The 22,894-nt window shown below is 54.3% G+C and carries 20 protein-coding genes and 1 tRNA gene; 15 read left to right on the top strand and 6 right to left on the bottom strand.

Translation table 11 applies throughout. The features are described from left to right. Positions 1-78 precede the first annotated feature (78 nt). From CSC3H3_RS12175 to CSC3H3_RS12150, 6 genes are read left to right on the top strand one after another with little or no spacing between them, the layout of a single operon-like run. Positions 79-1,062: an ABC transporter substrate-binding protein gene (locus tag CSC3H3_RS12175; RefSeq protein ID WP_245881102.1), complete on the top strand. Its 984-nt coding sequence runs from the start codon at positions 79-81 to the stop codon at positions 1,060-1,062. Beyond that, positions 1,062-2,789 (top strand): ABC transporter permease, encoded by a 1,728-nt coding sequence (locus CSC3H3_RS12170; RefSeq protein ID WP_101284979.1) that lies wholly within the window; start codon positions 1,062-1,064, stop codon positions 2,787-2,789. The genes CSC3H3_RS12175 and CSC3H3_RS12170 overlap by 1 nt, the downstream gene beginning before the upstream one ends. After that, complete coding sequence (locus CSC3H3_RS12165; protein ID WP_101284978.1) at positions 2,777-3,940, top strand: ABC transporter ATP-binding protein; 1,164 nt, start codon at positions 2,777-2,779, stop codon at positions 3,938-3,940. The genes CSC3H3_RS12170 and CSC3H3_RS12165 overlap by 13 nt, the downstream gene beginning before the upstream one ends. Continuing rightward, positions 3,940-5,028 (top strand): MBL fold metallo-hydrolase, encoded by a 1,089-nt coding sequence (locus tag CSC3H3_RS12160; protein WP_172963420.1) that lies wholly within the window; start codon positions 3,940-3,942, stop codon positions 5,026-5,028. The genes CSC3H3_RS12165 and CSC3H3_RS12160 overlap by 1 nt, the downstream gene beginning before the upstream one ends. Positions 5,029-5,064: 36 nt before the next feature. Beyond that, a complete protein-coding gene (locus CSC3H3_RS12155; protein ID WP_245881381.1) occupies positions 5,065-5,640 on the top strand; it encodes a histidine phosphatase family protein in 576 nt (191 codons plus the stop codon). Continuing rightward, a complete protein-coding gene (locus CSC3H3_RS12150) occupies positions 5,640-6,131 on the top strand; it encodes a phosphatase domain-containing protein (RefSeq protein WP_245881101.1) in 492 nt (163 codons plus the stop codon). The genes CSC3H3_RS12155 and CSC3H3_RS12150 overlap by 1 nt, the downstream gene beginning before the upstream one ends. A gap of 114 nt (positions 6,132-6,245) precedes the next feature. On the opposite strand, the gene CSC3H3_RS12145 is transcribed toward CSC3H3_RS12150, so the two are convergent. The 3 genes from CSC3H3_RS12145 to CSC3H3_RS12135 all read right to left on the bottom strand — a co-directional run bounded on the left by CSC3H3_RS12145 (position 6,246) and on the right by CSC3H3_RS12135 (position 8,687). Further along, entirely contained in the window at positions 6,246-6,701 is a 456-nt protein-coding gene (locus tag CSC3H3_RS12145) for a thermonuclease family protein (protein WP_101284976.1), read from the bottom strand. Positions 6,702-6,737: 36 nt separating this feature from the next. Further along, entirely contained in the window at positions 6,738-7,292 is a 555-nt protein-coding gene (locus tag CSC3H3_RS12140) for an AAA family ATPase (RefSeq protein WP_101264502.1), read from the bottom strand. Between the two features lie 384 nt (positions 7,293-7,676). Beyond that, positions 7,677-8,687 (bottom strand): LysR family transcriptional regulator, encoded by a 1,011-nt coding sequence (locus CSC3H3_RS12135; RefSeq protein ID WP_101284975.1) that lies wholly within the window; start codon positions 8,685-8,687, stop codon positions 7,677-7,679. Positions 8,688-8,929: 242 nt separating this feature from the next. Here CSC3H3_RS12135 and chvE point away from each other — a divergent pair, with 242 nt between their 5' ends. The 5 genes from chvE (at position 8,930) to CSC3H3_RS12110 (ending at position 15,729) form a co-directional block, all read left to right on the top strand. Then, a complete protein-coding gene (chvE, locus tag CSC3H3_RS12130; RefSeq protein WP_101264500.1) occupies positions 8,930-10,021 on the top strand; it encodes a multiple monosaccharide ABC transporter substrate-binding protein in 1,092 nt (363 codons plus the stop codon). A gap of 168 nt (positions 10,022-10,189) precedes the next feature. Beyond that, positions 10,190-11,710: a multiple monosaccharide ABC transporter ATP-binding protein gene (gene mmsA / locus CSC3H3_RS12125; RefSeq protein WP_101284974.1), complete on the top strand. Its 1,521-nt coding sequence runs from the start codon at positions 10,190-10,192 to the stop codon at positions 11,708-11,710. 10 nt (positions 11,711-11,720) lie between these two features. Continuing rightward, positions 11,721-12,905 (top strand): multiple monosaccharide ABC transporter permease, encoded by a 1,185-nt coding sequence (mmsB, locus tag CSC3H3_RS12120; protein ID WP_101264497.1) that lies wholly within the window; start codon positions 11,721-11,723, stop codon positions 12,903-12,905. 177 nt (positions 12,906-13,082) lie between these two features. After that, positions 13,083-14,828 carry an L-arabinonate dehydratase gene (gene araD, locus CSC3H3_RS12115; RefSeq protein WP_101284973.1) on the top strand — a complete coding sequence of 582 codons (1,746 nt, stop codon included), beginning with the start codon at positions 13,083-13,085 and terminating at the stop codon, positions 14,826-14,828. 124 nt (positions 14,829-14,952) lie between these two features. Beyond that, positions 14,953-15,729 carry a DUF3800 domain-containing protein gene (locus CSC3H3_RS12110; RefSeq protein ID WP_157831887.1) on the top strand — a complete coding sequence of 259 codons (777 nt, stop codon included), beginning with the start codon at positions 14,953-14,955 and terminating at the stop codon, positions 15,727-15,729. Between the two features lie 73 nt (positions 15,730-15,802). Here CSC3H3_RS12110 and CSC3H3_RS12105 read toward each other — a convergent pair. Both CSC3H3_RS12105 and CSC3H3_RS12100 read right to left on the bottom strand, forming a co-directional pair. Next, a tRNA-Val gene (locus tag CSC3H3_RS12105) sits at positions 15,803-15,879 on the bottom strand. Positions 15,880-15,969: 90 nt separating this feature from the next. After that, positions 15,970-16,641 carry an HAD family hydrolase gene (locus CSC3H3_RS12100; protein WP_101284971.1) on the bottom strand — a complete coding sequence of 224 codons (672 nt, stop codon included), beginning with the start codon at positions 16,639-16,641 and terminating at the stop codon, positions 15,970-15,972. Positions 16,642-16,887: 246 nt separating this feature from the next. Between CSC3H3_RS12100 and glmU the strand changes: the two genes are divergently transcribed. From glmU to CSC3H3_RS12085, 3 genes are all read left to right on the top strand, one after another. After that, the gene (gene glmU / locus CSC3H3_RS12095) at positions 16,888-18,234 is read left to right on the top strand and encodes a bifunctional UDP-N-acetylglucosamine diphosphorylase/glucosamine-1-phosphate N-acetyltransferase GlmU (protein ID WP_101284970.1); all 1,347 of its coding nucleotides are present in this window, start codon (positions 16,888-16,890) and stop codon (positions 18,232-18,234) included. Positions 18,235-18,355: 121 nt separating this feature from the next. Beyond that, positions 18,356-20,179: a glutamine--fructose-6-phosphate transaminase (isomerizing) gene (gene glmS / locus CSC3H3_RS12090; protein WP_101286215.1), complete on the top strand. Its 1,824-nt coding sequence runs from the start codon at positions 18,356-18,358 to the stop codon at positions 20,177-20,179. Positions 20,180-20,336: 157 nt separating this feature from the next. Continuing rightward, positions 20,337-21,011 carry a hypothetical protein gene (locus tag CSC3H3_RS12085; RefSeq protein WP_101284969.1) on the top strand — a complete coding sequence of 225 codons (675 nt, stop codon included), beginning with the start codon at positions 20,337-20,339 and terminating at the stop codon, positions 21,009-21,011. 107 nt (positions 21,012-21,118) lie between these two features. Here CSC3H3_RS12085 and CSC3H3_RS12080 read toward each other — a convergent pair whose 3' ends face one another. Beyond that, positions 21,119-21,655 (bottom strand): carboxymuconolactone decarboxylase family protein, encoded by a 537-nt coding sequence (locus tag CSC3H3_RS12080; RefSeq protein WP_101284968.1) that lies wholly within the window; start codon positions 21,653-21,655, stop codon positions 21,119-21,121. Between the two features lie 126 nt (positions 21,656-21,781). Here CSC3H3_RS12080 and CSC3H3_RS12075 point away from each other — a divergent pair, with 126 nt between their 5' ends. After that, positions 21,782-22,792 carry an AraC family transcriptional regulator gene (locus CSC3H3_RS12075; RefSeq protein WP_215907495.1) on the top strand — a complete coding sequence of 337 codons (1,011 nt, stop codon included), beginning with the start codon at positions 21,782-21,784 and terminating at the stop codon, positions 22,790-22,792. Positions 22,793-22,894: the final 102 nt, after the last annotated feature.

The raw sequence follows: 22,894 nt of genomic DNA, 5'->3' as shown, positions 1-22,894 counted from the left end.
TTATGAAAATATCGGTAGCGTCCCCCTCACGTTGTTTTCGTTCGAAACCTTAGTGCGTTTCACCGGTTCAGGAGATTTATGATGCGTAAAGTGCTTCTTGCTGCCGTGGCATCCGCCACAATGATGTTGCCGTTCGTAGGGCAGGCTGCCGAAAAACTGGTTCTTTATACCAGCCAGCCCAACCAGGATGCGCAAACCACCGTCGATGCCTTCAAGGCAGCATATCCGGACATCGAAGTGGATTGGGTGCGTGATGGCACCACCAAATTGATGGCGAAACTGGGTGCCGAAATTGCGGCAGGCGACCCGCGCCCGGATGTATTGCTGATCGCTGATACCGTTACCCTTGAAGGGATGAAGCAGCAGGGGCAGCTTCAGGCCTATAAATCGCCCGAAGCAAAAGCCTATGAGCCGGCCCTTTATGACGCCGACGGTTACTATTATTCGACCAAGCTGATCACGACCGGCATTGTTTATAATACCGGCGTTTCAAGAAAACCGACCTCGTGGAAAGACCTGGCTGATCCGGCCCTGAAAAACCAGATCGTGATGCCAAGCCCGCTTTATTCCGGTGCCGCGCTGATCCATCTTTCAACCCTGACGGAAAACCCTGATCTGGGTTGGGATTATTACCAGGCCCTGGCTGACAACAAGGCCCGTGCACAGGGTGGTAACGGCGGCACTTTCAAGGCTGTTGCATCCGGTGAAAAGCCCTATGGCGTTGTGGTCGACTTCCTGGCGCTGCGGGGCAAGGCCGATGGCTCGCCGGTTGATTTTGTGTTCCCCAGCGAAGGCGTTACCTATGTGACCGAACCGGTCGCAATTTTAAAAACTGCCAAAAACGTCGATGTCGCGCACAAATTTGTTGATTTCGTGCTGTCGGACAAGGGGCAGAAGCTGGTGCTGGATATGGGGTATATACCGGCACGCAACGATATGGACCTGCCCGCCGGTTTCCCCGCGCGCAAAGATATCAAACTGATGGCGTTTGACCCGGCCGTTTCCCTGAAAAATGCAGAAGCGAACAAGAAAAAGTTCGCCGAGATGTTCGGGGCTGAATAATGCAGGCTGTCGGACGCTGGCTGGCAGCATCTGACAGACATGTGGGGGGTAACCGGTTTTCGGACCGGTTGCTGCCCTTGCTGTTTGTGCCGGTCATTTTTATTTCAGTTTTGCCAATGCTGCGTTTGGCGGCAGAGGGCCTTTTTGTGCAGGGCATGCCCAGCCTGGATTATTTGCGTGATGTCATGCAAAGCAGCCAGACATGGCGCGCGACTGCGCACAGCCTTTATACAGCGGCATTGGGCACGGCGATTTCGGTGCTGATTGGCGGGGCATTTGCCTTTCTGGTAGCGCTAACCGATATTCGGGCAAAAGCAGCGCTGGTTTTTTGCTTCATGATCCCGATGATGATCCCGCCGCAAATTACCGCCCTTGCCTGGGTGCAATTGACCGGGCCAAGCAGTGCGCTGTTAAATGCCATAGGCATGGCGCCCGCCCTTGGATCGCCCCAGCCGCTTTATTCCGCCGAGGGGATTGCCCTGCTGCTGGGTATTCAGCATGCATCGATCGTGTTTTTAACCCTGCGGGCCAATTTGCGCCTGCTGCCCCGCGAACAGGTGGAAGCCGCAAGGCTTGCTGGTGCGCGCGGCGGGCGTTTGTGGTGGCAGGTGATTTTACCCCTGACCAGCCCCGGCCTGATTGCGGGCACGGCAATGGCCTTTGTCACCGCATTGGGGAATTTTGGCATACAGGCGATGCTGGGTATTCCTGGCAATTACATTACCCTGCCAACCCTGATTTACCGGAAATTATCCAGCTTTGGCCCCGCGGCACTGGGCGAGGTTTCGGTGCTGGCGATGCTGATTGGTGTGATCGCTGTTTTGGGCGTGTTGCTGCATCACCATTTGCTGGGCAAACGTGATTACCGCCTGATGGGGGTCGTTGGCAGACCACTGGATATTCGTTTGGGTGCCCGGCGTGTGATTGTTGAAATTGCGTTGTGGGCGGTGTTGATCGCCATACTGGTGGTGCCGTTAATGGCCCTGGTGGCAACGTCGCTGGTGCCAGCTTTTGGTGTGCGGCTGGGCATTGATAATTTCAGTTTTGATGCCTTCTATCAGGTGCTGTTTGTGCAGCCTGCCACCATCCGTGCCTTTCATAACAGCCTGATCCTGTCGGTCGGGGCGGCAATTGTGCTGGTCGGTATTTGCCTGCCGCTGGCCTATGTGATTGTGCGCCGCCCCACACGGCTGACCAAACTTGTCAATCTGCTGGTCGAAATTCCCTATGCCTTGCCCGGTGTGGTGCTGGCGATTGCCTGTATCTTGCTGTTCATTCGCATTCCGGTGCTGGATATCAGTCTGTATGGCACGCTGGCGATTATCTTTGTTGCCTATCTGGCGCGGTTTTTGATCATTGCGCTACGCCCGGTGATGAACAGCTTCATGCAGCTTGACCCCGCATTGGAAGAGGCCGCCCAGGCCTGCGGGGCAGGGCTTGCGCGGCGGTTGCGCGATATTTTGCTGCCATTGGCGGCACCTGCGGCGGCGGCCGGGGCATTGCTGGTGTTTTTGACCGCGTTTAACGAACTGACCGTTTCAGCCCTGCTGTGGTCGGCGGGCAATGAAACGCTGGGCGTTCTGATTTTCAATCTTGATGACAGTGGCGATAGCGTCCTGGCATCGGCGGTGGCCGTGCTGGTGGTTGGGGTTGTGATTGCCCTGATGACCGGTTTTCAACTGGCCTCGCGTCACCTGCCCAAGGGAGTCATACCGTGGCAGTCATAAATTTACACAATGTCACCAAACGATTTGGCGATTACCGAGCGGTCAATAACGTATCGCTTGATATTGCCGATGGCGAATTTGTTGCCCTGCTGGGGCCGTCGGGCTGTGGCAAAACCACATTGCTGCGGTTGCTTGCCGGGTTTGAAGAACCCGATGATGGCACCATTTCGCTGGCCGGGCAGGTGGTGGCTGACGGGCAATCACGGCGCATGGTAGCCCCTGAAGACCGTAATCTGGGCATCGTGTTTCAGTCCTATGCGCTGTGGCCGCATATGCCGGTGGCGCGCAATGTGGGTTATCCGCTGGAAGTGCGCAAAATGTCGCGGGCGGAACGCGACCGGCGCATTCGTGATGCGCTGTCGATTGTATCGCTGGAAGATTATGCCGATCGTTCACCATCCGAGCTAAGCGGTGGGCAGCGCCAGCGCGTTGCCCTGGCGCGCTGCCTGGTGATGGAACCGCGCGCGGTATTGTTGGACGAGCCACTGGCAAATCTGGACGTGCATTTGCGTGAAACCATGCAGGACGCATTTCTGGATTTTCACCGCCGGACGGGTGCCACGATGATTTATGTGACCCATGATCAGGCCGAAGCCATGGCAATGGCCGATCGGATCGCGGTGATGGATCGTGGGCATATTCGCCAGATGGCCGCCCCCGAAACCCTGTATCGTGAACCAAGCGACCAGATGGTCGCCGGGTTTGTGGGGGCAGGCGCGGTTTTGCCGGTTGGTGGTATTACCCTGCAGGGTGGAGGGCGCTGTGCCGTGCGCCTGGGCGATGCCAGCATTACCGCACGCATCAGCCAGGCTGCCTGCGCGGCATTTTCACAAAATAATGGTCATGGCCCGGCAAATGGCAATTCAGTCACGGTCCAAGCTAACCCGACGAACCTGACCGATGCACATAATAACCCGGCTGGTGGCCTTGGCCTGTGTTTGCGGCCCGAGGATATCACCGTTGATGATACCGGCAGCCTGGGGGGCCGGGTCGATGATTGTGTTTATCTGGGGGGGCGGTTTCGCCTGCTGGTACAGCTTGATAATCAGCAATCCCTGCCGGTTTACAGCAATCAGCGCGCCCGTATTGGCGAGCGCATTTCACTTTCGATCCGTGATGGATGGGTTTTTTCACGCCAGGAGGCTGCATAATGGCGGCGGGTATTCGTGTATTGTCGGGGCTGGGGGAAAAGGCCCCGGCCTGTATCCGGCTGGATTTTTTAAACCGGCGCTGGCTGCTTGATTGTGGTGACGGACTGGAAAATGAACCGGGATTTGACCCGGCCTGGCTGACAAAAGTTAACGCCGTTTTCATCAGCCATGATCATGTTGATCATATTGGTGCGGCCCATTATGCAATTGAGGCGGGCCTGCCGATTTACTGCACGGCTGTTACGGCCAAATCCCTGCCGGCTGGCGCGGATGTGAATATTCTGCCGGCATTTGGCGAAATTCAGGTGGATGGCGTAACCGTTACCACCGGGCGAACCGGCCATGCTTTTGGTGGTGTCTGGCTGCATTTCGATGTGGCAGGTGGCGTGCTTTATACCGGTGATATCTGCACAGAATCGGATTACTTTTTATATGATCAGGCGCCCGATGCCGCGACGATACTGTGTGATGCATCCTATGGCATGGATAATGTATCGCAGCGCGACCGGATTGATGGCCTTTTGGGGGCCGTTGCCGGATTTGACGGGCAAGTTCTGTTCCCCGTACCGCCCAGTGGCCGGGCTGCTGAAATGGCTTTGCTGTTTGAACGGCACGGCTTTACCGACTGGACAATGGATATGCGGTGCTTTGGCCGGGTGCAGCAGGTGCTGGCACCGGGCGGGCAGGATTTTGTCCATAGCGGTGCCATCAGCGACTTGCGCCGTCTAAGTGCGAAGGCCCGCGAATTTAACCCCAATGCGCGCCTGCTATTGTGCCATTCACCCTGCGGCACCAAGGGGGCATCGGGCGAAATCACCCGCAAGTGGCAGGAACAGGGCCGTCTGGGCCAGGATGCCAAGGTGATTTATACAGGGCATATGTCGGAAACCGCCCGCCGTATCGTTAGCGAGGGGAAGGGTGAGTTTCACCGCTGGAATGTGCATCCGCGTTTGCGCGATGTGGTGGAACTTGCCCAAACCTGCCATGCCTTGCAGATCGTTCCGCTGTTTTGCACCCGGCCCGAGGAATTCGGCCTTGTGGAAGGGTTTGAAGGCCGGTTACAGCTATCGGACCGGTTCTATCTTTAAGGCAGGATGATGATTTTTCCCTATTGGCATTATGATATGCCCGCCGTGCCGTTTGTTTTTATGCGTCACGGCGAAACCGAAGCCAACCGCACCGGCACCATTGCCGGGTCCACTGATGTCCCCCTGAATGCGACGGGCGAAAAACAGGCCCGTGCAGCAGCCCCGCTGCTGGCAAGCTGGCGCTGGCGGGCGGTTTTTGCCAGCCCGCAGCAACGCGCGCGCAATACCGCCGAACTGGCAATGCCGGGCTGGGCGCCCACATTGCTGCCCGGTTTGCGCGAACGCCATTGGGGCGACCTGGAAGGTCGCCCGGTAACCGAAATCTGCCCGCGATTTGAAACACCGCCTGCCGGTGAACCCTTTAACGATATGTGCAAACGGGTGTGCGATGCGCTGAATATTGCGCTTGCCAACCATGATGAAACGCAGGGCCTGACCCTGGTGGTCGGGCATTCTGGCGTGATGCGCTGCATTTTGCATTTAACCGGTTTTGCCGCCGATGGCCCGCGCATCATGAATGCGACACCCTTTAAATTCACCCCGACGGATGGCCGCTGGCATTATGAACAGCTGGGCCAGCCCGAGAATAATAGTGATCAGGAAACCGGATAATGAGCCAAAGCCTTACGATGAACCCGGTATCTGAAACCGCACCGCGCCCGGCTGTGGTGTTTGATGTGGACGGCACGTTGGCCGAATTTGATGTTGATGCATTGGGCCACCTGGTGCATGGCCCGGTCAAGCACTGGGATGCCTTTTTTGATGCGATGGACGATACGGCCCCGGTGGCCGATATTGAACGGTTGCTGCGTATTTTGCACGGCACCGGGCAGGCGATTGTGATTTGCACCGGCCGCCCCGAAGGTTGGCGCATCCGGACAGAGGCCTGGCTGAAGGCCCATGAAATACCATTCGATGGTGTTTATCTGCGCCCGGTTGATGCTGACCATCGAAGTGACGAAGATGTCAAAGAAGACCTGTTAGCCCAGATCCGCAAGGATGGATTTGCCCCTTGGCTTGTCATCGATGATCGCCAGTCGGTGGTGGATAAATGGCGTGATATGGGCCTGACCTGCCTGCAATGTGCACCGGGGAATTTTTAGGTTTCCGTTTCATCAGGACGAAAGTGGTGTGATCTTCGTTGAACACAGTACAAACAAAACCGGCGGCCAGATGTGCCGCCGGTTTTGCGTTTCAATGCTGTGTGGTGGCGGTGGCTAGCTGCACCAGGGCGCACGTTTGGTTTTACCATCATAGGGGCGGGCAAGGCCTTCCTTGATCAGGTCTTCATCAAGGGCGCGGCCATCAATACGCACAGATGCCACCACGCGCCCGCCATATCGGCCCCATTCAGGCTCGCAAAATTCAACCTTTTGCGCCTGTTTCAGGCTTTGCCTCGCATAATCGCGGGCCTTGCTTGCCAGTTCCTTTTCGCTGGCGCATTTACCGCGAATTTCAGGGGTATCCACCCCGCGCACCCGAACTGACATTTGGGCAATTTCGCCGGGCAGGCCAGGGATCAGCACATAAATGGTATCGCCATCATAGGCATATTCACCGCCACGCTGGCGCAATGGCCAGTCATAACATGCGGCGTAGGCGGCCTTGGCAGGCAGGATGCTGCCAAGGCACAGGGCTGCCGCCAACAGGGGGCGGCAGATGGGTTTCTTCATGGTTTGCTCGTTTGGTCTGTTTTTGTTTTTTGCTGGTCACAGCTTTAACCGTGCCAGTATTTGTGCGGCCCGTTGTTCAACCGGGCCTTTGCGGATTTCGACAGGTTCGTACCCGCATTCAAGATAGGTCCGGTACAAAACCACATAGGTCCTGACGGCCTCGGCGAAGTTTTGTGTTCGGGCGCTATCGGTTTTGTATATTTCGGCCCAGGGCGGCAAAATGAAAACCGACCGGCGATAGCGATAGGTTTCAATGGCCCGTTTCAGGCCGATATCCTCGCCCAATCCTGAAACCCGGCGATGGGCCAGTGTATCGGGCAGGCCACGGTCAAAAAATACCGTTAACGGGTCCTGGGCCATGCCATCGCGCCAGGCGCGAATGGAACCGCGTGTCATCAGCCCGCTATAGGCTTCATTATCCTGCCAGGGCAGGGCATTTCCGCCGCGCTCCTGCTGGTTTTCAATAACGTTGCGGGCAACCTCGGGGCTGGTTTCGTATCCGCGTTCATTTAAATAATTGATCAATGTGGTTTTGCCTGCACCGGGGCCGCCGGTGATGACAATCAGGTTCGTTGGATAAGGCAACTGCATTCGTATTCCCTGCTCAAGGCGGCCCCATATGGCGGCGCTTTGCGGCAAGCTGATGGCATAAATTGATTTGGGATATGTCAGGGGATGGAAACCTGAAATTCACCCGGCATAACGGGCGAGAGGCAGGGCATTAATCGTCAGGGATCACCCTGTCAATCAGCTTATTGTATAGCTGCAGCAATGATGGGATCGCGGGTCAAACTGCTGGTTGGCAAGGCTTTGGGGTATTGCTGCCATAGGGTGTGACATGCAAACCAGCACACAATATCCGTTGGCAATGAATGCCACGGATGACCTGTTTTCGTGCGGGGAGAACCCCATCATAGGATGGAATATTTGTGAGCGAAAGCCAAAATCCGGGCCGCCAGAACTGTCATGTCCTCCTTATGGTGTTTCAGGCATTTTCGTTTGCGTTTTCGCCGCCAGATCAATCTTTGCTAGAATATGATCCGACACCATTTGCGCCGATGGTGACAGGCGGTGGCCTGCGGCGGTTAACAGGCTGTAGGGTTTGATTTCGATGGCTTCGGTTAAAGGCAGTTCGGTAATGGCACCACCCCGCGTTAGCAGGGGTGTGACCTCCTCGGCCATCGGAGCGACGGCATCGCTATCCATGATTGCCGCAAGCGTGACAAGAAGGGATGCCGTATTCAGCCCGGAATGGGGCAGGGGCAGATTTTGGGCGATAAAAACATCCTCGATCGTGCGGCGCATCAGGTTGCCGGGCGGCGGCAATATCCATTCATATTGGGCAAGCTGTGCCAGCGATACCGGGTTATGTGCCAGAAGCGGGTGGCCCTTGCGTACCAGCAGGCGGATTTTTTCGCTGCGGATTTGCCAGATGTTAAAAAGGCGCGGGTCCACATCCTGCGGTACACGGCCGATTATAAAATCATACTCCCCCGCCAGCAGGCTTTTGATCAGGATATGCGACGGGCCAATGGTTACCTGTGCCTCGAACCGGGCATTGCGCGATTGAATATCGCGCACCACCGGCACCACAAGGTCAACCGCCGCAGCCGTCACCGCGCCGATAAAAACGGTGCCGCCGCCATTTTTGATGTCCTCGATTTCGCGTTCGGCCTCGCGCATTTCAATCAGCATGGTGCGCGCACGCTGGGCCAGGGCGCGGCCCGCATTGGTCATTTCCACACCGCGCGCACCACGTTCACACAGGCGCGCGCCCAGCATATCTTCCATTTCCGATAACAGGCGCGATGCGGCGGGTTGCGATGTTTTTAACATCGCCGCGGCAAGGCTGATCTGACCGGTTTCCTCCATTGCGACAATCATGCGCAGATGGCTGATTTTAAGCCCGCGTTTAAACAGGTTACCCGACCCGGAAAGCAGGGTTTGGGCCGGTGACATTTCCGGTTGATTGGCGGTGTTACTCATTAGGGCGGCCCCTGCAAAAACCCGAAGGAAGAACGGAAAGTTAAAGCATATCATTTTTGATATGCAATGTTCAGTTTTCATTATTTGAATGTTATGGCGAAGCAACGGAATATTGCGCGGTCGGCGCCATTGGAAAATGGCAGTCGCAACGCAAAAAACGCTACACGGCAAGGACGGGCACCCGGTGCCTTAACCAGAAAGGCGAATGCCGGAAATTGCCGTGTCATTAGGGAGAAAACATAATGAAACGTCTGAGTGCCGTTTTGGCCGGCATTGCCTTTGGCGCAGCCGCAACTTTTGCCCCTGCATTGCCTGGTGGTTTTGGCATGTCTGCCGCCCATGCTGCTGACAAGGGCTTTGTCGGAATTGCCATGCCGACCAAATCTTCCGCCCGCTGGATTTCGGATGGCGATTCGATGGTCAAGCAGTTTGAAGAAGCCGGTTATAAAACCGACCTTCAATATGCAGAAGACGACATTCCCAACCAGCTTTCCCAGATCGAAAACATGATCGTGAAGGGGGTCGATGTGCTGGTGATTGCCGCCATCGATGGTTCGACCCTGTCCAATGCCCTGGCAAATGCCAAGGCCGCCGGGATCAAGGTTTTTGCCTATGACCGCCTGATCCGCGATAGCGGCGATGTCGATTATTATTCGACCTTCGATAACTTCAAGGTTGGCGTCTTGCAGGCAACCTCGCTGGTGGACGGTTTGGCATCGCGCGGCGATGGCCCGTATAATGTTGAACTGTTTGGCGGCTCGCCCGACGATAACAACGCCTATTTCTTCTATAACGGTGCCATGTCGGTTCTGCAGCCGCTGATCGACGAAGGCAAAATCGTTATCAAATCCGGCCAGACCGGCATGGACAAGGTTGGTACCCTGCGTTGGGATGGTGCCGTTGCCCAGGCCCGTATGGATAACCTGCTTTCAGCCTATTACACCGACGAAAAGGTCGATGGTGTGCTTTCGCCTTATGACGGGCTGTCGATTGGTATTCTGTCCTCGCTCAAGGGTGTTGGTTATGGCTCGGGCGATATGAAAATGCCGATCGTGACCGGCCAGGATGCCGAATTGCCGTCGGTTAAGTCGATCCTTGCAGGTGAACAATATTCAACCGTGTTCAAGGATACCCGTGAACTGGCGCGTGTCACGGTCAGTATGGTCAATGATGTTCTGGCTGGCAACGAGCCGACCGTGAACGACACCAAAACCTACGACAATGGCGTCAAGGTTGTGCCGTCCTACCTGCTGGAACCGGTCCTTGTTGATAAAAGCAACTGGGAAGGTGTGCTGGTTGGTTCGGGTTATTACAGCGCTGACCAGGTCAAATAAGAATGCCTCGTGCATGATGTGCGAAACGGGCGGTGAAGATGCGCCGCCCGCTTTTGCAGGATAACCCAAAGCCGCCGCAAAAAGCAGGTGGCAACAGGCCCGTTACCCAGATCACGGGTCGCGTTTTTAAGAAGGGAGCCGGCATAGCCCGGCATGCGGGAGGACCGGATGGATACCATCCTGGAGATGCGCAATATCACAAAGACCTTCCCAGGTGTGAAGGCGCTTGATGATGTTAACCTTAAGGTGCGCCGGGGCGAAATCCATGCCCTGTGCGGCGAAAATGGTGCAGGAAAATCAACGCTGATGAAGGTTCTGAGCGGGGTTTACCCGCACGGCACCTATGAAGGCGATATTCTGTTCGACGACAAAATTCAGGAATTTCGTGATATCCGCGATAGCGAGGATCGCGGCATTATCATTATTCACCAGGAACTGGCCCTGGTGCCGTTGCTGTCTATCGCGGAAAATATCTTTCTTGGTAATGAACTGTCTGAAAATGGTGTCATCAACTGGCCCAAGACATTTGCCAGAACGACCGAACTTTTAGGCAAGGTTGGCCTGCGTGAAGCCCCCAATACCCTGGTGACCAATATTGGTGTGGGCAAACAGCAGCTTGTGGAAATTGCCAAGGCCCTGTCCAAGGAAGTGAAACTTCTTATTCTGGACGAGCCAACATCGTCCCTGCAGGAAAATGACAGCCAGAAGCTGCTGGACCTTTTGATCGAATTTCGTAATCAGGGCATTACCTCGATCCTGATTTCGCACAAGCTGAACGAAATCAGCCGTGTTGCCGACCGCATCACGGTTATTCGTGACGGCAAGGCAGTTTCAACACTTGATTGCCATGAAGGCCAGATCAGCGAGGACGATATCGTCAAGGATATGGTCGGGCGTGATATGGCGCACCGTTATCCGGATCGGACGCCCAATATTGGCGCGACCATCATGGAGGTCCGCAACTGGTCGTGCTATCACCCGCTGCACCCGACCAAGCAACTGATAAAAAACGTGAATATCGATGTCGCGGCGGGCGAGGTGGTTGGTATTGCCGGTTTGATGGGGGCAGGGCGCACCGAACTTGCCATGAGCATCTTTGGCCGGTCCTATGGTCTTGATATCACGGGCGAGGTCGTGATGAATGGCAAGACGGTGGATGTTTCAACCGTTGAACGCGCCATTGATGCAGGGCTTGCCTATGTGACCGAGGATCGCAAGGAAATGGGCCTGATCCTTGAGGAAAGCATCACTACCAATATTACCCTGGCCAATTTGCCCGGTGTTTCGGAACGCGGTGTTTTAAATGACGGTGCCGAACGCGGCGTTGCCGAGGAATACCGCCAGAAAATCAATATTCGCACCCCTAATGTCGCGCAGAAGGTGGTCAATCTTTCGGGCGGGAACCAGCAAAAGGTGGTTCTGTCGAAATGGCTGTTTGCCGGGCCTGAGGTTCTGATCCTCGACGAGCCGACACGCGGCATCGATGTCGGTGCGAAATACGAAATCTATTCCATTATCAATCAACTGGCTGCCGACGGCAAAGGGGTCATCATGATCTCGTCGGAAATGCCGGAACTTCTGGGCATGTGCGACCGCATTTATGTGATGAATGAAGGCGAAATCAAGGGACAGCTGGCCGCAAGCGAAGCCAGCCAGGAAAAGATCATGCACATGATCCTGAAGGGGTGAGGACGGACCAATGACTGAGACTTCCAGCAAAAATATCGGCTATTACCTGCGTACACACACCCGCGAATATGGCATGGTTCTGGCCCTGATCGCGATCATGGCATTCTTTCAGTATCTGACCGATGGCGTCTTGATGAAGCCGGTCAATCTGACCAACCTTTTCCTGCAAAACAGCTATGTCATCATCATGGCGGTGGGCATGCTGCTGGTTATCGTTGGTGGCAATATCGACCTGTCGGTGGGGTCGGTTGTCGGCTTTATCGGGGCATTGGCCGCGGTTATGTCGGTGCAGTGGGATTTGCCAACGATTGTTGTGATTCCGGCCTGCCTGATCGTGGGGGGGCTGATCGGCTGTGCCCAGGGCTATTGGGTGGCCTATTGGCGCATTCCTTCCTTCATTGTCACGCTGGCTGGCATGCTGGTGTTTCGTGGTTTGACGCTGGCATTGTTGGGCGGCGCATCTGTCGGGCCGTTTCCGTCAAACTTCCAGTTAATGTCATCGGGCTTTGTGCCTGATATTTTTAGCGGCATGATCGAAGGGCGCTTTAACGTCTTTTCCATGATCATTGGCATCGCTGTGGCCGTTATTTTGCCGGTCTTGGGTTTGCGGTCGCGTGCCAAGCAGGCCCGTTTTGCCGTGGTCGAAGAACCAATGGCATTTTTTGCCGCCAAGCACGCCATTGCGGGCCTTGCCATTCTTTATATCGCCTATCTGCTTTCCACCTATCGCGGCCTGCCCAATGTGCTGATCGTGATGGCGGTTCTGATTGCGATTTTCACCTTTGTTACCAACAGCACCACCATTGGCCGCCGCATTTATGCAATGGGGGGCAATGAAAAGGCCGCCCAGCTTTCGGGCATCAATACCCGTAAGCTGGCCTTTTTGACTTTTGCCAATATGGGCATGCTGGCCGGTTTGGCCGGGCTGGTTTTTGCTGCGCGATTGAATACGGCAACCCCGAAAGCGGGTATTGCCTTTGAGCTTGACGTGATCGCAGCCGTCTTTATCGGTGGCGCGTCCATGTCTGGCGGGGTCGGTAAAATTATCGGCGCTGTCGTCGGCGCCCTGATCATGGGCGTTATGAATAACGGTATGTCGATTGTCGGTGTCGGTATTGACTGGCAGCAGGTCATTAAGGGCCTGGTGTTGCTCGCCGCGGTGATTTTCGATGTCTATAACAAAAACAAGGCCTAAAGAATTGACGACACAACAAAACGGACCGAAAACCGGGCAAAATACGTGTTTTGCCTGTTTGCCCGGGGCAACCGGGGCAGGTTTTTTACACCGTTTGAATTTTTATCTGGGTGCATTGCGCGCCCGGACCACCGGCACAAATAAGCCGGTGTTTCCCACAAACTCAGGAGACCGGGCATGAGCACCTTCAAACCCGCAGCCTGGCCGCGCACGCTGCGCTCCCAAGGTTGGTTTGGTGGCACCAGCAAGGACAATATCTATCACCGTAGCTGGATGAAAAACCAGGGTCTGCCGGCTGATCTGTTTGATGGCCGCCCGGTTATTGGCATTTGCAATACCTGGTCGCAGCTGACCCCGTGTAATGCCCATCTGCGTGATCTGGCCGAACGGGTCAAGCATGGCATTTACGAAGCAGGCGGTCTGCCGCTGGAATTTCCGGTATTTTCACCAGGTGAAAGCACATTGCGCCCAACGGCCATGATGTTTCGTAACCTGTGTGCGATGGATGTGGAAGAAGCCCTGCGTGGCACCCCGCTGGATGGCGTGGTGCTTATGGTGGGCTGCGATAAAACCACACCGGCCCTTTTGATGGGCGCATCCAGTGTCGATATTCCGGCCATTGTTGTTACCGGCGGGCCGATGCTGAATGGTAAATGGCGCGGGCAGGATATTGGCTCGGGCACGTCGCTGTGGCAGCTTTCCGAAGACCGCAAGGCAGGCAAAATCAGCACCGAGGATTTCCTTGAAGCTGAAATCGCCATGTCGCGTTCGCCCGGTTCGTGCAACACCATGGGTACGGCATCCAGCATGGCCAGCATGGCTGAGGCGCTGGGCATGGCCCTGTCGGGCAATGCCGCCATTCCCGCTGTCGATAGCCGCCGTCGGGTGATGGCGCATTTGACTGGCCGCCGCATTGTGCAGATGGTCAAGGATGACCTTAAGCCGTCTGACGTGATGACCAAGCAGGCCTTTGAAAATGCCATTCGTGTGAATGGTGCCATTGGTGGCTCCACCAATGCGGTTATTCACCTGCTGGCAATTGCCGGGCGTTTGGGTGTTGATCTGACGCTTGATGACTGGGACCGTCTGGGCCGTGATATTCCAACCATTGTAAACCTGCAGCCTTCGGGCAAATACCTGATGGAAGAATTCTTCTATGCGGGTGGTTTGCCGGTGGTGATCAAAGCACTGGCCGACGCGGGACATATCCACAAGGATGCGATTACCGTTTCGGGCGAGACGATGTGGGACCAGGTTGCCGAAGTGCGCAACTGGAATGACGATGTCATTTTGCCGTTTGAAAAGGCACTGACCCAGCATGGCGGCATTGCCGTGGTCAAGGGTAACCTTGCGCCCAATGGGGCCGTGCTGAAACCATCAGCCGCGTCCGAACATTTGATGACCCATCGTGGTCGTGCTGTGGTGTTTGAAGATATCGACGATTACAAGGCCAAGATTAATGATGAAAGCCTTGATATCGACGAAAACTGCGTCATGGTCCTTAAAAACTGCGGGCCCAAGGGGTATCCTGGCATGGCCGAGGTGGGCAATATGGGCCTGCCGCCCAAGGTATTGCGCAAGGGCATTACCGACATGGTCCGCATTTCGGATGCCCGTATGAGCGGCACGGCCTATGGCACCGTTGTTTTGCACACATCCCCCGAAGCCGCCGCCGGTGGCCCGCTGGCAATTGTGCAGAATGGTGACATGATCGAACTTGATGTGCCCAAACGCCGTTTGCACCTTGATGTGCCCGACGACGAAATCGCCCGTCGTTTGGCTGCGTGGCAAACCACCGTGCCAGTCCCGACCAGCGGCTATGCCTCGCTTTATTACAGCCATGTCATTGGCGCGGATAAAGGGGCAGATTTCGACTTCCTGTTAGGTGGGCGTGGCAAGGAAATTCCCAAGGATAGTCACTAAATAACTTCATAGTCTTTGTAGTTTTCAAAAGCCGACAGGAAATTTCTTGTCGGCTTTTTTTTGCTTAATTTTTATTGGTGGAATATCTTGTGTACTTTGATTGAAATGGGTGCGGAGGCGGTGGGTGAAATATACAGTCTTGATTGATGAGAGTGGTAACCCTGGAATTAAAAAAATTCAAACAGAAAAGGAAGCAGGGGCCTCTCCCTATATGACAATGGGCGGAGTGATAATTAAAGATAGTTCAAAAGAAGATTTGAAAGAAGTGATCCGGAGTTTTACGGATGAAATTACAAATAAAGGTTCGCTGCATTGCAGTTCTCTGTCGCATGAGCAGAAAGTGAGATATTCGCAGGTTTTGGCAACTTTGGATGTTGTTATTGTTGGAGTGATCTCAAAAAAATCTACCCTTGGAGGGTATCGCGATCAAATTGCTGGGGATCACAAAAAGTACTACAACAAGTGCGCCCAATATTTATTAGAACGTGTGGGTATGTACCTTGGAAGGAATGATATCAGCCCGAATGATGTGAGTATTGTATTTGAAGACGGTGGTTTTAACTATTCGGGGCTTAGGGGCTTGGTACGTAGTTGTCAACGCAATCCAATTCAGGAAAACTCAAAATTTTTAAGAAACATTAACGTTCAAAAAATCCTTGCAACAGAAAAGAAAAATGAGCCGTTGCTTCAGTTAGCAGACTTGGTCGCGCATGCATTGTATCGATGTGTGGACGGTGGGAGGCTGGGAGTACTTGAAGGGCGATATTTAGAGGAAATAAAACCTCGCTTTTTCGCATGCCCAGAAGGTAAGACAGTGTTATCGTACGGATTATATCCGGTCCACACTATTGATCAATTGGGGCTTGACGTTCGCATAAAACGTTTTCTATCAGCATTTTAATTAGCACTACATGTTTCAGTACTAACTGAACGCCGTTAAATTTCGATTTTGATCTAAAACTTTATGCGGAAAATGGTGGGCGTAACAAGATTCGAACTTGTGACCTCTCCCGTGTGAAGGGAACGCTCTAACCAACTGAGCTATACGCCCTAAACGGCAAATCACCCTTTAATTACCAGAGCTTCGCCGATCAGTGGCGCGGGTTATAAGGGGCGTTGCCGGGGGAGTCAAGCTGCCAATTCAGGCAATTTTTTTCAAGGCATCGGGCAGTTGCGAAAAACGGGTTAAAACCGCGTCTGCCCCCAATCCGCGTGCTTTGGTATCATCGACCTCGAAGGCAACGGCAATCGCGGCAATATCAATGGCGCGCGCGGCATTTACATCATTGGCATGGTCGCCAATCATTACGGCGTAGTCGCCCTTTGTGCGGTCATATCCCATTTTATCAAGGGCAAAGGCCAGGTGCCCGCCATCTGGCTTGCGGACGTTGGTGGCATCCCCTCCGGCAATGGTGACAAACAGATCATCAATTCCCAGGATCGAAAGGATTTCACGGCAGGGGCGGGTGGGTTTGTTTGATGCCAGGCCAATTTCCCAGCCATCCTGATGAAGCTGGCGCAGTGTTGCCTCGGCATCCTGATACAAATATGTATCACGGTAGGCTGTTGCCTCGTACAGCGATACAAATTTGGTATAGGCCGTGCTTAGGGCATCTTCATCAAGCGATACATTTCGCGCCTGAAAGGCCCGCCGGGTTAAGACCCGTGCGCCATCGCCCAGCATCGGTTCCAGTTCGTGGCGGGTTAGCGGGGCATGATCATGTTGTTTAAGAAGCTGGTTCATTGCCATGACAAGGTCATTCACCCCGTCGATCAGCGTACCGTCGAGGTCAAACAGGATGAATTTGCGCATGGGGCTTTCCTTGAAATTTGTCATGATAAGAACACAGAGTGACGCTAGCCGAATGTAACAAGCCAGCAGACAATAACAAGGCGCATTAACAATCTGTAACATCTGCTAACATCAGGTTACAAAACGTGATTCAGGCAGGGCTTTTGCATTTTGCCAAATTGCGTTACCAGTGCGGTTATGACGGTGCGATCAGGTTGATGCGCAGTTTGCCGGCATCCATTTGCAAGTGGAAACAAGGGATTTTAGATGTCTAGATCATTAAGTGTGGTTGTTCTGGCGGCAGGTATGGGAACACGCATGAAAAGCGCGCATCCCAAGGTTTTGCACAAAATTGCCGGCAAGCCGATGGTCAATCACGTGATCGATGCTGCCCGTTCCCTGCATGCCGAGCAGACACTGGTTGTTGTTGGCCCCGATATGGCCGCCCTTGAAAAGGCCGTTGCCCCCCATCCGACATTTGAACAGACCGACCGTTTGGGAACCGCACATGCCGTTCTGGCCGCGCGTAATGCGCTTGAAGGGGCGACGGGCGATGTGCTGGTGCTTTATGGGGACAGCCCACTTTTTACCGCTGCCACCCTTGAACGGCTGATTGCCGCCCGGCAGGAAGGCCCGCATGCCGTGGCCGTTTTGGGCTTTACCCCCGATGACCCGGCAGGTTATGGCCGCCTGGCAACCGACCCTTATACCGGCGAGCTGATTTCGATCATCGAAGACAAGGAATGCAATGATGCCGAACGGCGCATTGGTTTTTGCAATTCCGGTGTGATGTGCTTTGCCGCCGAAGGGCTGGTCGCGTTGTTGGATGCCATTGGCAATGATAATGCCAAGGGTGAATATTACCTGACCGACGCGGTTGCCATTGCCCGCCAGCAGGGGCGAACCTGCGTTGCGGTAGAAGTGGCCGAGGAAGAAACCCTTGGGGTAAATTCGCGTGCGCAGCTTGCGGTGGCCGAAGATTTGATGCAAACCCGCCTGCGTGATGCTGCCATGGCCAATGGCGCAACCCTGGTGGATCCGACATCGGTATTTTTATGTGCCGATACCGAAATTGGCCGCGATGTGGTGATTGAACCCAATGTGGTTTTTGGCCCCGGCGTGCGGATTGGCGATGATGTGACGATCAAGGCATTCAGCCATCTTGAAGGATGTGACATTGCCACGGGTGCCGACATTGGCCCCTATGCCCGTTTGCGGCCTGGTGCCGAAATTGGCGAAGGTGCACGCATCGGCAATTTTGTCGAAGTAAAAAAAGCCACCATCGAAAACGGCGCCAAGGTCAACCATCTGTCCTATATCGGTGATGCGCGCGTTGGCGCGAAGGCCAATATCGGGGCGGGCACCATTACCTGTAACTATGACGGCTATCAAAAATACCGCACTGATATTGGTGCGGGTGCGTTTGTTGGCTCCAACAGTGCCCTGGTGGCACCGGTAACGATTGGCGATGGGGCCATTATTGCCGCGGGCAGCACGCTGGGCGGTGAGGTTGCGGCCGATGCCCTGGTGTTGGTGCGGGCGCAAAAGGTTGAAAAGCCAGGTTGGGCCGCGAAATTTCGTGAAAAAATGCGCGCCCTGACCGGCAAGGCGTAAGCGGTTTTAAAAATGGCAGGCGGCCCTGTGGTGGCCTGCCATCCTTTCGACAGACAGAGAATTGGCGGCCATCACCCGCGTTGGTGGCGTTTATCGGCATATTTGGGGAAAGACACGGCATATGTGCGGCATTATCGGTATTATCGGCAAAAACAGTGTCAGCGAACGCATCCTGGATGGTTTGAAGCGGCTGGAATATCGCGGTTATGATTCGGCAGGGATTGCTACGCTGGTCGATGGCAAGATCGAACGCCGCCGTGCCGAAGGCAAGCTGGTCAATCTGGCCGACCGCCTGAAGGAAAAGCCGCTGGGCGGTGATGTGGGCATTGGCCACACCCGTTGGGCAACCCATGGCGTGCCGACCGAAAACAACGCGCACCCGCATACCGATGGCAAAGTAGCCGTCGTGCATAACGGCATTATCGAAAACTTCCGGGCACTGAAGGCCGAACTTAGCGCCAAGGGGCGTGTATTCGCATCTGATACCGATACCGAAGTTGTTGTGCATCTGGTTTCGGATTTCCTTGATCAGGGGAAAACCCCGCGTGAAGCCGTGCAGGAAACCCTGCATCGCATTGAAGGCGCTTTTGCACTTGTCATCATCATTGCCGGCGAACATGACGTTATTTTTGGTGCCCGTCGTGGCAGCCCGCTTGCCGTGGGCCTGGGTGATGGTGAAATGTATCTGGGGTCGGATGCGCTGGCACTGTCGCACCTGACCAACCGCCTGATTTACCTTGATGAAGGCGATTGGGTGGAACTGCGCCGTGAGGGTGTGCAGGTCCGTGACGAGCATGACAATGACGTGACCCGCGAAACCAAGCTGTCGGCTGTTTCCGGTGCGATGACCGGCAAGGGCAACTATAACCATTTCATGCAGAAGGAAATTTTTGAGCAGCCCGCCGTGATTGGCGATACGCTGCATTCCTTCATCAACCCGGCCACCCGCAGCATCAAGCTGCCTGACATGCCGTTCAATATTGGCGATGCCACCCGCCTGACGATTGTTGCCTGCGGCACATCTTTTTATGCCGGGCTTGTCGCCAAACACTGGATCGAACGTTATGCCGGGCTGGGTGTGGATGTTGATGTGGCATCCGAATTCCGCTATCGCTGCCCGCCCATGCCCAAGGGCGGCATTGCGCTGTTCATTTCGCAGTCTGGCGAAACGGCCGATACGCTGGCAGCGTTGCGCTATGCCAAATCAAAGGGGCAAAAGATCCTTTCCATCGTCAATGTGCCCGAAAGCACCATTGCGCGCGAAAGCGATGTTGTCCTGCAAACTTATGCCGGGCCGGAAATTGGTGTGGCATCGACCAAGGCTTTCACCACCCAGCTTACGGTTCTGGCCTGCCTTGCTGTTACCATCGGTCGCGAAAATGGCAGCCTGTCGGCCAAGGACGAGGCTGGCATTGTCAGCGCGCTGACGGAACTGCCCAAGCAGGTTGCTGAAATCCTGCATCATGACGAGGAAATCCGTAATCTTGCGATCAATATCGCCGATGCCCGTGACGTGCTTTATCTTGGCCGTGGATTGGGCTATCCGATTGCGCTTGAAGGTGCGTTAAAGCTTAAGGAAATTTCCTATATCCATGCCGAAGGCTATGCCGCCGGCGAGATGAAGCACGGCCCGATCGCCCTGATTGACCCGCTGGTGCCGATTATCGTGATTGCGCCGTCGGATGATCTGTTTGAAAAGACCGTATCAAACATGCAGGAAGCTGCCGCACGCGGTGGCCGGGTGATATTCCTGTCCGATGCCAAGGGCCTTGAAACCATTGGCGATATGGCATCTGCCACAGTGGAAATGCCAGCCGTTGCCGATTTTGCATCACCCATCCTTTACACCATCCCGGTGCAGATGCTTGCTTATCACGTTGCGGTGCATAAAGGCACGGATGTTGACCAGCCGCGCAACCTGGCGAAATCGGTGACGGTGGAGTAGATTATGTTAGTTGGTTTCTAAGATGGGATCTAATTTGAAAACTTAACTTTTGGTCGGAGGTTTTCAAAAAATAATTTTCTTAGCTGGTGGGGTAAGATGTTAATGCTGTGGGCTGGGGGGATTTTCTGGCTTTGTTGCATCTTTGGAGGCGCTGTTGATGTCTAATCGCATTAGCTCTGATTTGATTGCCGAGATAAGAGAGTATCAGAAAATTCATTTTGAGCTCTTGAAGAATTCTCATCATTTTGTTTTTGATTGTCCGATGAATTTTGATGTCTCGGCTGATCCAGAATACGTTTGGATGGGGTTTCATCCAGGAGACGATGAAGATGATTGGGAAAAGACTCAAGGCATAAATGATGAGGAAACGAGGGATAGAGATTTTCAGGAGATCTTTGGGCGAAGCAAGGGGAGTAAAACAAGAAAAACGAAGATTCGAAATTTCTTAGGTCAAGATGTTTATAATAAAACGTCTTATACGGAATTGTTTTTCTGGTGCGCATCAAGATCGCCAAGAGATTTTCAGAATAGATATGGAACTTCACTTATTGATTCGCCTCATCTGAAATTCTGTCTTGATCAGAATTATAAGTTGATACATAAAATTAACCCGAAGATGATTTTCCTCGAGGGTTTGTCTAAAATTAAATTTCTAGATATTCGTTTTTCTTTACAAATGGTTGCTCGTCATTCCGTTGAGGATAGGGTGGTTGATGAATATCTCGTTGATGAAAAGTTTAGGTTGTTAAATTTTGACCATTTGAGTTCTGGTCCTCCGGCGTCATTGGCTAGAGCTGAGGTGGGGAAATTGGTTAGGGGTCTATTGGAATAGAGTGCTGAACAAGCTCAGAGTGTCAGTTTACAATAGCGAAAATTCAAAAACAGGCCGGGATGCAGGTGCATTCCGGCCTGTTCTGTTATGCGCGGGGAAGGTTGGGGTTAATCAACAGCCGGGAAGTCGATCACAGTGTCGTTGATGCGGTTGAAGACGTTGGTGAAGGTAATGGCGGCGATGGCAAGGCTGATATCGACCAGTTGGGCGCTGGTATAGCCAGCAGCAATGATGGTGTCGTAATCGGCGCGAGCAAGTGTGCCCTGGCTGTTGATCAGGGTGCGGACAAAGTGGATCAGTGCGTCGCGTTTGGCATCATGTGTTGCCTGGCCATGGCGGATATTTTTCAGGGTGCCCTGGTCAATGCCGCTGATTTTGCCCAGCAGGCTGTGGGCAGCAACGCAATAATCACAACCGGCCACCGAGCTGACCAGCAATTTGATGATTTCCTGATCCTGCTTGCTGAGGTTGCCTGCCGCCAGTACCGCATCAATACCCAGTACCGATTGCAGGGCGCCCGGGTTGAGCGAGCCAATGGCGGCATAGGCATTGGGGACGGTCCCGACAGCTTTTTTGATCTGACCGAACAGTTCGGCGGTGGCACCGGTTGCGGCATCGACGGAAGGTGTTGAAATGCGTGACATGGTCGTGTTCTCCATAAAAGGGTGTGTTGTGTTCATGTCGGCACTTTACGATGCGGATGTGAGTTTGTTAATGTTGCATGGTTTCTAAAACATGCTTTAAAGTATCACTTGGCAGGAATGGTGATCGTGGATTGGCTGAGCCAGCTTTTTGATCTGTTACCGGTACGTGGTCAGCTTGATATTCGCTGCAGCTTTGGTGCGCCCTGGCGGATGGAGGAGAAAAATGCCCCGGTTGGGCAAATTCCCTATCACGTTGTGCTGGCGGGCAGGGCTGTGCTGCGGGACCCGCAAACTGGTGCGGAAAACTGCCTTGAAGCAGGCGATATCCTGCTGTTGCCATCGGGGGCAGGGCATATTTTGCATGATGGCAGTGGCGAAGCCCCGGTATTGCCCAGTGATCATCAGCAACAGCATTTACTATTGAAGGAAAGTGCAGGAACAGGGCCGCGCCTTGATATGCTGTGCGGGAGGTTTCAACTAGCCGGGTTTCACGCCCGGATGCTGGCGCGCTATTTGCCGGAACAGTTGATCGTTCGTGCCGAAGATGGGAGGGGTAAGGGCGTGTCGCCGATTGTGGACGATACTGTCCTGCATCTGCCCGCAGATGTAGCGGAAGCCGTCAGAACACCAACCGGGCAACATCTAGCCATGCTGTTGGGGCTGATGCGGGCGGAGGCTCATAACCCGGGCCCTGGAACCCGCGCCATGCTGAATGCCTATTCGGCAGCCCTGTTAACCCTTGCGCTGCGCCATGCCAGCGAAGGTAAGGACGCGCCGGTAGGGTTGCTGGCGTTGGCCGGGCATCCGCGTTTGAACCCGGCACTTATTGCGATGCTGGATGATCCGGGCCGGAATTGGACTTTGCCGAAGTTTGCCGAGCTTTGCCATATGTCGCGGGCAACGCTGGTGCGCCATTTTCAGGATCTTCTGGGCTATTCTGCCAATGATCTGTTGCTGGAAATCCGGATGATGCGGGCGGCAAACCTGTTGGAAAAACAGGATCATTCAACGGGCGCGGTGGGTGAAATGGTCGGCTATCAGTCCGAGGCCGCGTTTCAGCGGGCATTTAAAAACCACATGGGTTTGACCCCGGCGCAATGGCGGCGAAGCGCACGGCAGGAGGGGCACCGGGATTGAGTGGCGCCATTGCGTATTACACAGGGCTATGGGAACCCTGAATTTTGGTGAGTTTCCGAGGCGGGGTTGGTAGCGAAATTTCGATGCGTCATGTTGCGGGTG

This window comes from Thalassospira marina, assembly GCF_002844375.1.
GTDB classification, from domain to species: Bacteria; Pseudomonadota; Alphaproteobacteria; order Rhodospirillales; family Thalassospiraceae; genus Thalassospira; species Thalassospira marina.
This window is presented reverse-complemented; position numbering and strand designations above follow the sequence as displayed.